General features: G+C 60.7%; 10 protein-coding genes and 1 riboswitch. Of the genes, 5 read left to right on the plus strand and 5 right to left on the minus strand.

From position 1 onward, the window contains the following. The first annotated feature begins 69 nt into the window (after positions 1-69). From RTQ83_RS23810 to RTQ83_RS23820, 3 genes are all read left to right on the plus strand, one after another. Positions 70-897, plus strand: a complete 828-nt coding sequence (locus RTQ83_RS23810) for a hypothetical protein (protein ID WP_312520408.1) — start codon at positions 70-72, stop codon at positions 895-897. A gap of 211 nt (positions 898-1,108) precedes the next feature. Continuing rightward, on the plus strand, positions 1,109-1,711 hold the full coding sequence (locus RTQ83_RS23815) for a hypothetical protein (protein WP_312520410.1): 603 nt from the start codon (positions 1,109-1,111) through the stop codon (positions 1,709-1,711). 308 nt (positions 1,712-2,019) lie between these two features. After that, positions 2,020-2,484, plus strand: coding sequence for a hypothetical protein (locus RTQ83_RS23820; RefSeq protein WP_312520412.1), 465 nt, complete (start codon positions 2,020-2,022; stop codon positions 2,482-2,484). Positions 2,485-2,640: 156 nt separating this feature from the next. Here RTQ83_RS23820 and RTQ83_RS23825 read toward each other — a convergent pair whose 3' ends face one another. The 3 genes from RTQ83_RS23825 to RTQ83_RS23835 form a co-directional block, all read right to left on the minus strand. Then, positions 2,641-2,907 carry a PAAR domain-containing protein gene (locus RTQ83_RS23825; RefSeq protein WP_312520415.1) on the minus strand — a complete coding sequence of 89 codons (267 nt, stop codon included), beginning with the start codon at positions 2,905-2,907 and terminating at the stop codon, positions 2,641-2,643. A gap of 256 nt (positions 2,908-3,163) precedes the next feature. Beyond that, positions 3,164-5,290: a TonB-dependent siderophore receptor gene (locus RTQ83_RS23830; RefSeq protein WP_312520418.1), complete on the minus strand. Its 2,127-nt coding sequence runs from the start codon at positions 5,288-5,290 to the stop codon at positions 3,164-3,166. Positions 5,291-5,370: 80 nt separating this feature from the next. After that, a riboswitch (TPP riboswitch) is annotated at positions 5,371-5,469 on the minus strand. 106 nt (positions 5,470-5,575) lie between these two features. After that, complete coding sequence (locus RTQ83_RS23835) at positions 5,576-6,493, minus strand: DUF535 family protein (RefSeq protein ID WP_312520421.1); 918 nt, start codon at positions 6,491-6,493, stop codon at positions 5,576-5,578. 331 nt (positions 6,494-6,824) lie between these two features. On the opposite strand from RTQ83_RS23835, the gene RTQ83_RS23840 reads away from it, so the two are divergent. Then, the gene (locus tag RTQ83_RS23840; protein WP_312520424.1) at positions 6,825-7,532 is read left to right on the plus strand and encodes a glutathione S-transferase; all 708 of its coding nucleotides are present in this window, start codon (positions 6,825-6,827) and stop codon (positions 7,530-7,532) included. A 3-nt stretch (positions 7,533-7,535) separates the two neighbouring features. On the opposite strand, the gene dkgB is transcribed toward RTQ83_RS23840, so the two are convergent. Together dkgB and RTQ83_RS23850 are read right to left on the minus strand one after the other, a co-directional pair. Then, positions 7,536-8,336, minus strand: coding sequence for a 2,5-didehydrogluconate reductase DkgB (gene dkgB / locus RTQ83_RS23845; protein WP_312520427.1), 801 nt, complete (start codon positions 8,334-8,336; stop codon positions 7,536-7,538). Between the two features lie 24 nt (positions 8,337-8,360). After that, positions 8,361-9,566 carry an MFS transporter gene (locus RTQ83_RS23850; protein ID WP_312520429.1) on the minus strand — a complete coding sequence of 402 codons (1,206 nt, stop codon included), beginning with the start codon at positions 9,564-9,566 and terminating at the stop codon, positions 8,361-8,363. A 102-nt stretch (positions 9,567-9,668) separates the two neighbouring features. Between RTQ83_RS23850 and RTQ83_RS23855 the strand changes: the two genes are divergently transcribed. Beyond that, positions 9,669-10,565 carry a LysR family transcriptional regulator gene (locus RTQ83_RS23855; RefSeq protein WP_312520432.1) on the plus strand — a complete coding sequence of 299 codons (897 nt, stop codon included), beginning with the start codon at positions 9,669-9,671 and terminating at the stop codon, positions 10,563-10,565. Positions 10,566-10,641 lie beyond the last annotated feature (76 nt).

Consider the following 10,641-nt stretch of genomic DNA (forward strand, 5'->3'; position numbering starts at 1 on the left):
GCCCTTGCCGCTTAACCTCTACTTTTAGCGCGCTCTAAAAATGGGGGGATTACCAAAGAGACTATTCAGATGTTGGCTGAATGGGAACGTAAATTTTACAATGTCCAGCAGGATGCGCTGAGACAGATTCCACGTGCTCTGGCTGATCTTGATGCAAGACTCGCGAAAGTGCTTGCGCAGACTGCCCCGAAAGAACTGCATACTGTCGCTTCAGGCGTGCAGGCCAACAGACCGACAGCGGCGATCCCGCCCAAGCAAAGAGTCCGGGATACAGCAGGTAAAATATTTACTAGTGTAGAGGGTCAGATCCCTCGAGCACCTCAGAAGGCAGAAGGAAAGGCAAAGCCTAATCAGACGTCAAAATCACGAAAAAACCTATCTACAGCACCACCTCCTATAGATAATCCAGATCCTATAAAACCCGCGAAAGAGGGCACAAACACAAAGAAACAAATGGTTGCTGATGCAGCAGCTGCTGCAGATCGTCAACGGATCACGCAACTTTCAAACGAGGCTAAGGAGGCTGAAAAAAGCGGCGACAAGATTCTTGCAGCTGCCAAGATCAAAGAGGCACGAGATATTCTCCAGCCGTATGTTCCAAAAGGTCCAGATGATAGTTGGGATGAAGTTATCAAACGATTGGACGTCTCCTCGCCAAAAGATGGTGCAGTATTCTGGTCGGGAACTTCTACACAAGCCGATCGAACTGGCCATCCAGATGCGGCGCGAGCATTTGCCGAAAAAATTGGTGGTGTGACCTTGGAAACAACCCCAGGCGGGAGAATAATAGACGGGTGGGATGATGTTAACAAAAAATGCCTTGGAATGCTGATAGTGGGCCACCGCCATGGGCAAGTGGACTGTGGCAGGGAGTTTCAGAAAAGTACGCTAACTTAGCAACCGGTAAAATCAACGTCGTTCAAACGCCAGATAAGTTATGGGATCCGAGGACAGTGTGGCACAATCAAGAAAAGCCAACCTTATTGCACTTACAGGAGTTGGGGCAAATTACTGACATAAACGTGCATGTCGTTGATGCGGCATCCGGCACAGTTGAGTTGCCAAAAAACTATGTCGAAAGCCTACTTAATTTCGATCAGAGAAGAAAATGAGCGCGTATCAAGAATTTTTAGATTTTTTCTCAATGCACAATAAAGAGCGCCTTGATGGGCTAAGTGAAGGTTATTTCACAGCCATGAATCAGAAAGAGAGGGCAATGGCCTACGCCTATCTTTTGGACTTGGTTAGAAAAGGTGGAACTGAGGAAAGTGTTAATGGACTTTTCATGGCAGATTTCAGTCGAGCGGTTGATCCGGTAGAGGACCTGCTGAAAGAGGGGGAATTGAATGGAGAAGCACAGATTTCTGCAGCTTGGAATCTAAGTAAAATTCGGGGCGGTGAACGGTATTTTCAAATCTTTGAGAAGTTCATGTCTGATTCGGATAGTCGATTGAGGACCAAGGCTGTGTATTACGTTCCTGACGATATTTCTCGCTATAAACTTGAGCCGTGCTTAAAAGGGATGATTCGCACGGAAACTACGCAGCTGCCGCGCATTCATGCAGTAAATAAATTATTGGATATAAATAATATTAACAAATCGACTATTGGAGAGAAATTATTTAAGGAAATCTACCGAGGTCTCCACAGTGACGATGCGCGAGAGCAAGACCGAGCATTTAAGAAAATCGAAAATCTACGAGACGGCTGAGGCGGTTTTGACCGGCTGCGCTACCGTCCTGCGGCGTGCAGTTCGCGTGCAACGATGTCAGTGAAGCTGACGGTCAGATTCCTCTCGCACCGCATGCCGATCTCGCTCCAGACCGCAGCTCGCGCGTTGAGCTAGCGGCATCGGCGGTTCGAGTGGTTCTGCAATTCGACAATGCGACTTTCGATAAATAGATTGAGCTGGCTTTTGTAATCAAATTAATCCATGCCTCTTGTTGGGTAAGTCATTTGGTCGTCTTCGCAGACGAGAGCTACTTTGGTTATCAAATCACAGTATTGAAATGAGGGGGTATGGAAAAATGCAGCGTAGCAATCAGTCAATTTGATGGGACTGGTAAGGTTCTGAAGTTGGAAGTCGCTACAGGAAGGGGTGAAATTGTTGGGTCCGGTGAAATACCTGAAGAAGAGATTTCATTTGGTCTATTCGATACCTACGGAAACAATGAAGTGGAGGATTTTATATCTTTGCTTGCAACACCAGAAGGTCCAATAATTTTTTTTAAAAATTTTCAGTATCGCCCTGAATTCGGGAAGACAAACATTTGTCTGAGAGATGGTGGAGGAATTTCCCATTTTCTGCTTTTGCACGAAGGTATCCCAATTTTCAGGTTATTCTATAAGAGTAAATTCGGAGTCGGCCTTCACCCCTATAATAAAGAAAGAAATGATATTGATTTCTATTGCTGGCTTGGCATGAAGGTAGGGGATTCGAATTTCTACGAGACATATTCAAAAAATTTAATTTTTGTCAAGTAAACCGCATTAGAGCCTATTGCGAGGAGATTTTTCTAGTTGAGAAAATATCGCCAGTTCTAAAATGAAGAATGAACTACATGCCAAGTTATGTGACCTAAAAAAATCGCTGAGTTGAGATATCCGTGCTGGATTTTCTGAGTGATGTGCTTGGCAGTATTAACCATGGGTTACTGTAACTAAAGTCGATATCAATGTGCATCCGCAGGCTGACCGGTGCCCTTGCAGTGCAACCATGCGCCCACCAATAAGGTACGTGGCAGCACCTTCCACAATAGGATTGACTCCATGCCCACTTACTGGACACATGACTTGGTCGCCCATGCGTGCTATGCCGACACCTTGAATCAAGTGAGTTGCTGACGCGGAGATAACCCGACCACCATGCGATGTGGGATCGCCTAGCCGAACGATAGGCATTGCCATTGCTCCTCCTGTGCATGTGTGCGCTCAACATCGTGTGGTGAATATTACCAAATTCAGCAGGCTGGCCGATTGGGAAAGGCCAATTTCTGTGCCTGCATACATATAGAATCCAAAAGCTTCATTTTGGAAAGTTCAGCCGGCTTATTCAGTTCTGCACAATGCGGCTAACTTAGCGTAGCGTAGCGGCTTTGCAAAATTTCGCGCCGCTTCCTCTCGATCTATTTCACCATCGAAAGGAAGCACCAGTTACCTAAGGTCAGAAATCGACCTGCGCCGACAACCTGAACGTACGCGGCGCACCGGGCAGCAGATAGCCGCCCAGCGACTGCGTCACGTCGCGCCAGTAGAACTTGTCGAACGCGTTGTCGACCCGCGCGCGCAGCACCGTGCTCACGCCGCCCAGGCGCAGCGCGTAGGAAGCGCCGAAGCCAGCCACGTGATAGCCCGGCACCTTGACCCGGTTGGCCGGATCGAACGCTTTGTCGCTCGAATACTGCCACACCGCGTCCAGCTTCAGGCCTTCGACCTGCGGCACCGCATAACCGAGCCACACCGCCGACCGGTACTTCGGCACGTTGGTCACGCGCTTGCCTTCGGTGGACGCGTCGCCGGTATCGGTCTGGTCGGTGTCGAGCGCCATCAGCGACACGCTGTAGTCCAGGTTGCGCACTGCCTGCCCCTGGGCCGACAGTTCCAGGCCGCGATGTTTCTGCTCGCCGGCGCGGACAAACGTGTTCGCGGCGTTGGTGTACTCCAGCCCCTGGCGGATCTCGAACAGCGAACCTGCCAGCGCCAGGTGTTCGTTGACGTTGCGCTTGAAGCCGATCTCGGCCTGCTTGGAGCGGCCTGGCGACAGCGCCTGGTTCTCGTTGGTGGTCTGCATCGGCGCGATGCCGCCATACTGCAGGCCGTGGCTGATCGAGCCGTACACGCGCCAGTCGCGCGCCGGGGCGTACACCAGCGCCACGTTCGGCAGCAGGTAGGAATCGCGCTCGCGCACCCACGGCTGGTCGATCTCTTCCAGCTCGTTGCGTTTGATCTTCACGTAGCGCGCGCCGGCGTGCACGGTGAACTGTTCCGACAGCGTCACGACGTCCTGCACGAAGGCCGAGCGCTCTTCGATGCTGCGCCGTTCCATCACCGGGCCGGTTGAAAATTCCGCGCCGATCGGCGGCACGATCGCGTTCTGGTAGATGTTGCTGGAGCCGACGTACTCGTACACGTCTTCGCCGTAGGCGTCGTGCCGCTCGGCGTAGGCCAGGCCGGCGCTCAGCGCGTGGCGCACCGTGCCGGTGGTGAAGCGCCCCTGCAGCAGCGCCTGCGCGCCCCATGGCGTCTTGCGCTCGCCCACGCTCTGGTAGTCGTACACGTCGTAGTCGCCGTTCGAGCAGTAGCCCGGATAGTAGCCGTCGCCCTCGTTGCTGCAGCCGTAGGGGAAGGCGGTGTAGTCGTCGCGCTTGAACCAGTGCTTGTTGGCGCTGACGGTGGCGTTCCAGTCGGCGTTGATGCGGTACTCGAAGCGCAGGCCCAGGTTGCTGCTGTCGGTGTCCACCGGCTTGGTCCAGGGCTGGTCGTTGAGCAGCGTCTTGGGCGAGACGCCGGTCGGCAGGGCTTCGTTGCGGATCAGCTGGTAGCCTGGCGCGGTGATCTGCGACTTGTGCTGTTGGTCGATGTCCAGCACCAGCAGGGCGTCCGGCGTGATGCGCCAGTCGAAGGCGGCCGAGACGAACTGGCGCTCGCCGTCGGCGCCGCGCACATACGATTTCAGGTCTTCGGCGGCGGCGTTGATGCGATAGCCGAAGCGGCGGTCGTCGAAGCGTCCGCCCAGATCGATCGCGCCGTATACCGTGCCGCGCTCGCGCACTTCGACCGTGGCCGAACGCAGCGGCGCGTTGGTCGGGCGCTTGGTGACGAAGTTGATCATGCCGCCCGGCGCGGCGACGCCCGCCTGCAGGCCGGCCAGGCCGCGCAGGATCTCGAAGCGTTCCTTGTTCTCGAGCGGAATTTGCGTGTCGCCCGAGATCGCGATCATGTCCTTGCGAAAGCTGGTGGCATTGTCCAGTGCGAAGCCGCGGATCGAGAACTGTTCGGCGTAGCCGACCGCGTTGTAGGCGTCGCCCACCGAGGCGTCGAAGCGCGCCGCTTCGCTGGCGCTGCGGATCGACAGGTCCTGCATCTGGTTCAGCGTCAGGGCGCTGATCGAGGCCGGCGTTTCCAGCAGGGGCAGGTCGGAAAAACCGCCGACCGTGGCGCGGTCGCTGGCCAGCCACTTGCTGCCGCTGACGACGACCGACTGCACCTGCTCTTGCGCGCTCGACGACGAGATGGAGAACGCCTGCAGGATGGCACAGGCGAGGACGGACTGCTTCAAGGTGTGTTTCATGGTTTGCTCGGTTTCGCGCGCCAGTGGCGCGCAGCTTTGTTAAAAGCCGGAGCCAACGTGGGGGAAGGGCAAACGAGATGAGGTGCTGCTTTGCGCTTTCCTTCGCTGGCATTATCCAGATCAGGTACGAAGGGTATTTCTCACCCGGAAACGACGTTCCAGGACCCCTAGCGAAGGCGCGAGTGTATCACGGCCGTGGGCCGGTGTGGCGATTCTGTCAAGGAAGGAGGAGGGTGCGGCCGGCGCGCAACAGCGGATCGCGCCGGCCGATATGTAAAGGCTGGTTCAGGCCTGCTCGGTGGCAGCCTCGCTGGCGCGCCGCACCCACGGCCGTTCGACCGGCGCGTGGATGCGCAGCAGCGTGGCGCGCGTCGCTTCGCCGATCGCGCGCCAGTATTCGCGCCGCTGGGCCGCGCGCTTGCGGTGCTTGGACGGCATGTCCTGCAGCGGCTTGAGGTAGAACGGCAGCGCGATCAGGTAGCTGCGCGCGTCCAGTTCGGCCCCGCCCAGGATGCGCCAGAAGCCGTCGTAGGAATTCTCGAAAGCGCGCGTCTGCGCTTCGTCCTGCCCGGGCGCATAGGCCACATGCGCGCCGGCGCGCACCGCCAGCACGCGCTCGAGCCCCAGCATCTGCGCCATGCCCTGCAGCGCGGCGAAGCAGAAGAAGCTGGGCGAGTTGTTCGGGAAGACGGTCTCGAATTTGTCAAAGGCGGCGCCGGCTTCGCTCCAGCGGCCCTGGTTGCGGGTTACCAGCGGCAGCGTCGCCTGGTCGACCCCGAACAGCGCGCCCTCGACCCAGGTCCAGGACAGGCGGTGCAGGATCACGCCATCGACGGTGAGGGCGATGGTGAGCTCGCCCTCGGCGTCGCCCTGGGTATCGGAGCCGAGCATCAGGGCGAAGTCGCCGCCCTCGCTTTCGTGACGCCACAGGGCAAGGCCGGGACCGCCGTGGACGGCGTCGCGGTAGGCCGCGTTGAAGGTGGCGTCCTCGAAACGGTAGTGCGCCAGCATGCAGCGCAGGCGGTCGCGCGCGGGCAGGCCGCGCACCAGGTAGTCGCGCTGGCCGAGGTGGTGCAGCGGCGAGGCGAGCACGCCGCCGGGCGCGTCGGCCAGGCGGCGCGCCAGTTCGAGACGGGACAGGGACTGGTGCTCGCGCCAATAGCGCACTGCCTGCCAGCGTTGGGTCAGTCGAGCGAAAATCATCAAGCGCTCCATTCGGCGAAAAAGGGGCGGGCGCCACAATGGCGCCGGTTCTTCAACGTGGAACGCTCGCGCAGGCAGCCCACGAGGCTGCGCGGCGAAACAACATTTAGTTCCACATGGCAATTATCCGCCGAAACGTCAGCCTGTGCTCGGCTGTTTTGCCGATAAGGGCAAGATGCCCACAGAATGAGGGAAGATCATGGTTTCTTTCAGGTGCTGTGACTTATGGTAGTTATTGAACACGCACGACAAGATTACCATGTTTACGCGGCGCCACCGTTTTTGGTTCATCGACCATAATGCGCCGACACTGTAGACGCGGAGGCTATCGATGGCATATGAACTTTTCTATTGGCCCGAAATCCAGGGCCGCGGCGAATTCGTCAGGCTGGCGCTGGAAGAGGCGGGCGCCGATTATGTGGACGTGGCGCGGCGCAAGGGCGGCACCGACCTGCTGATGGCGGCGCTCGAAGTGGAAGAGTATCCGGCGTTCGCGCCGCCGTTCCTGAAGGCGGGCGAACTGACGGTCGGCCAGGTGGCCAACATCCTGCTGTATCTGGGCGAGCAGCACGGCCTGGCGCCGCGCACCGATCCGGGCCGGTTGTGGGTGCACCAGCTGCAGCTGACGATCGCCGACCTGGTGACCGAGATCCACGACAGCCACCACCCGATCGCCAGCTCGCTGTACTACGAGGACCAGAAGCCGGAAGCATTGCGCCGCGCCGCCGATTTCGTCGAGACGCGCATCCCGAAATTCCTCGGCTACTTCGCGCGCCTGCTCACCAATCCCGAGCCGCGTCCCTACCTCACCGGCGAGCGCCTGACCTATGCCGACCTGTCGCTGTTCCAGGTGATCGAAGGCTTGCGTTACGCCTATCCGAACACCATGAAGCAGATCGAGACCGAATATCCGGTGCTGGGGCAGCTGCGTGACCGGGTGGCGGCGCGGCCGAATATCGCGGCCTACCTGGCTTCGGAGCGGCGCATCCCGTTCAACCAGAACGGGATCTTCCGCCACTATCCGGAACTCGACCAGTAAGGCTCAGTCCCAGGCCGGAGCGAAGTCCGGGCTGACCAGGCGCTCGCCGCGCTCGAGCGCATCGATGGCGGCGATGTCTGTGGCGTCCAGCACCAGGCGCGTGGCGGCCAGGTTGCCGGCCAGGTTCTCGCGCCGGGTCGAGGACGGAATCGCGGCGTAGCCTTTAGTGAGCAGCCAGGCCAGCGTCACCTGCGCCGGCGTGGCCTGGTGGCGCGCCGCGATGGCCTGGATCGCCGGGTCGCCGATCACCTTGCCGTAGGCCAGCGGCATGTAGGCGGTGAGGTGAATGCCGGCTGTGCGCGCGGCATCGGCCACGGCGCGGTTCTGCAGGTAGGGGTGCAGCTCGACCTGGTTGGTGGCGATGTTGGCGGCGCCCACCGCGTCGATCGCCTCGCGCATCAACGCCACGGGGAAGTTCGAGATCCCGATCGCGCCGGTCAGGCCGGCGTCGCGCGCGGCCAGCAGCGCCGCCATCGTTTCGGCCACCGGCACCGCGTTCGCGGGCGAGGGCCAGTGGATCAGGGTCAGGTCGACCTGTTCGACGCCGAGCTTGTGCAGGCTGTCCTTCAGGCTCGGTGCCAGGTGCTCGCCGGCCAGGTGTTCGGTCCAGATCTTGGTGGTGACGAAGATTTCGCGGCGCGGCACCTTGGCGGTGCGCAGCGCTTGTCCGACTTCGCTTTCGTTGCCGTAGATCTGGGCGGTGTCGATGTGGCGGTAGCCCAGTTCGAGGCCGGTGCGCACCGAGTCGATCGCGGTCTGGCCTTGCAGGCGGAAGGTGCCGAGGCCGAGTTGTGGCATGTGCATGTGATATCCTTTCAAATAACCGATTTAGTGCGCGGCGACCACGCCGCTGCTGCCAGCCTTGGCCGGCACGCCGTCGCGCCGGTCCAGCCAGCCGGCCAGCGTGGTGAGCAGCAGGGAGCCGGCCACGATCAGGGCGCCGATCCAGGGCGTGGCCATCAGGCCCAGATGGGCGACGATCAGACCACCGCCCCAGGCGCCGAGGGCGATGCCGACATTGAAGGCGGCGATGTTCAGGCCCGATGCCACGTCGACCGCCTGCGGCGCGTCGCGCTCGGCGCGCTGCACCACGTACACCTGCAGGCCAGGCACATTGCCGAAGGCGACCGCGCCCCAGGCCAGCACCGTGATCAGCACCAGTGGCTTACTCGGCGCGGTGAAGGTCAGCACCAGCAGCACCAGTGCCAGCAGCGCGAACACGATCTGCAGGGCGCACACCGGGCCGTGGCGGTCGGCCAGCTTGCCGCCCCAGATGTTCCCGGCCGCGACCGAGACGCCGTAGACCAGCATCACCAGGCTCACGCTCGACGCCGCGAAGCCGGCCACTTCCTGCAGGATCGGCGCCAGGTAGGTGAAGGCGATGAACGAACCGCCGTAGCCGAGCATGGTCATCGCGTACACCAGCAGCAGGCGCGGCTTCTTCAGTACCGCCAGCTGGGTCATGAGGCTGGATGGCTTGCTGCCTGCGATTTCGCGCGGCACCAGCAGTGCGCTGCCGATGATGGCGATCACGCCCAGCAGCGACACGGCGAGGAAGGTGGCCTGCCAGCCGAAGTGCTGGCCGATAAAGGTCCCGAGCGGTACGCCGGTGACCAGGGCCACGGTCAGGCCGCTGAACATCAGGGCGATCGCGCTGGCGGCTTTCTCTTTCGGCACCAGGCCGGTGGCGATGGTGGAGCCGATCGAAAAGAACACGCCGTGGGCGAGGCCGGTGAGCACGCGCGCGGCCATCAGGCTGGCGTAGTTGGGCGCCATCCAGGCCACCAGGTTCCCGAGTGTGAATAGCATCATCAGGGCCAGCAGCAGGCGCTTCCTTGGCACGCGGCCGGTCAGCGCGGTGAGCACCGGCGCGCCGATGGCGACGCCCAGCGCGTACAGGCTGACCAGAAGGCCAGCCGAGGGCACCGATACCTGCAGGCTGGCGGCGATGGTGGGGATCAGGCCGACGATGACGAATTCGGTGGTCCCGATGGCGAAGGCGCTCAGCGTGAGCGCCCAGAGTGCGAGTGGCATGTTTTCTCCTTGTGTGCCAATGATTCAGGCGTGCAGTGTGCCTGTGCGACAGGCAAGGAAAAATGGCCGGCTGTACAATTTACTTTTGAGCTGGAGTCATCAATGATCGATGTCGATGCCTTGATTGTATTTTCCGCCGTCATAGATTCCGGGTCGTTCTCTGCAGCGGCCGAGCGCCTGGGGCAGACGCCGTCGGGCGTGTCGCGCACCATATCGCGTCTCGAGGAGCGCCTGGGGATGACGCTGATGCGCCGCACCACGCGGCGCCTGCAGCTGACCGAGGAGGGCACCTGGCTGCTGGGCCGGGCGCGAGCCATTCTGGCGGACCTGGCCAACACCGAGGCCGAAGCGGCGGCGCGTCGTTCGCAGCCGTCGGGACTGGTGCGGGTGAACGCGGCCTCGCCCGCGCTCGGGCATTTGCTGGCGCCCTTGCTGCCGGAATTCCTGGACACTTATCCGCTGGTGCAGCTGGAGTTGGTCAGCGGCGAGACCTACGTCGACCTGATCGAAGAGCGCGCCGACCTGGCGATCCGCATCGGCGCCTTGCCCGATTCAACGCTCAATGCGCGCCGTCTCGGAAGCAGCCGGCTGCGCGTGCTGGCGGCGCCGGCGTATCTGGACAAGCATGGGATTCCACGTACGCCGGCGGACCTGGGACAGCACCGCACGCTGGGGTTCACGGCGCCGGCGTCGCTCAACACGTGGCCGCTGCGCCATGATGGTGTGGAAGGGTGGACCGTCGCGCCGGCGGTGACGGCGTCCAGCGGCGAGACGCTGCGCCATCTGGCGCTGTCCGGGGCGGGGATCGTATCGCTGTCGCATTTCATGAGCCGCGCGGATGTGGCGGCGGGGGCACTGGTGCCGGTGCTGGAGGAGTTTGCGTTGCCGTGGACGCAGCCGGTGTGGGCGGTGTTTTACAAGCAGGGGGCGTTGGCGCCAAGGGTGGCGGCGCTGGTGGAGTTTTTGGCGAAGAGGTTGGGGGAGGTGTTGGAGGAGTGATTGCGTTTTGGAGTAGTGGCTGCGGTGCGAACTTGGGTCCCCGCCTTCGCGGGGATGACGTGCTTACGTAAGGGGC

The sequence above is a fragment of the Massilia sp. genome (genome assembly GCF_031995545.1).
Lineage (GTDB): Bacteria > Pseudomonadota > Gammaproteobacteria > Burkholderiales > Burkholderiaceae_D > Telluria.

Bases quoted from the DNA above. Each gene is read 5' to 3' on its own strand.
- RTQ83_RS23820 (WP_312520412.1), top strand. From the start codon at position 2,020: ATGGAAAAATGCAGCGTAGCAATCAGTCAATTTGATGGGACTGGTAAG.
- RTQ83_RS23840 (WP_312520424.1), top strand. From the start codon at position 6,825: ATGGCATATGAACTTTTCTATTGGCCCGAAATCCAGGGCCGCGGCGAA.
- RTQ83_RS23835 (WP_312520421.1), bottom strand. From the start codon at position 6,493: ATGATTTTCGCTCGACTGACCCAACGCTGGCAGGCAGTGCGCTATTGG.
- RTQ83_RS23815 (WP_312520410.1), top strand. From the start codon at position 1,109: ATGAGCGCGTATCAAGAATTTTTAGATTTTTTCTCAATGCACAATAAA.
- dkgB (WP_312520427.1), bottom strand. From the start codon at position 8,336: ATGCACATGCCACAACTCGGCCTCGGCACCTTCCGCCTGCAAGGCCAG.
- RTQ83_RS23850 (WP_312520429.1), bottom strand. From the start codon at position 9,566: ATGCCACTCGCACTCTGGGCGCTCACGCTGAGCGCCTTCGCCATCGGG.
- RTQ83_RS23830 (WP_312520418.1), bottom strand. From the start codon at position 5,290: ATGAAACACACCTTGAAGCAGTCCGTCCTCGCCTGTGCCATCCTGCAG.
- RTQ83_RS23810 (WP_312520408.1), top strand. From the start codon at position 70: ATGTTGGCTGAATGGGAACGTAAATTTTACAATGTCCAGCAGGATGCG.
- RTQ83_RS23855 (WP_312520432.1), top strand. From the start codon at position 9,669: ATGATCGATGTCGATGCCTTGATTGTATTTTCCGCCGTCATAGATTCC.
- RTQ83_RS23825 (WP_312520415.1), bottom strand. From the start codon at position 2,907: ATGGCAATGCCTATCGTTCGGCTAGGCGATCCCACATCGCATGGTGGT.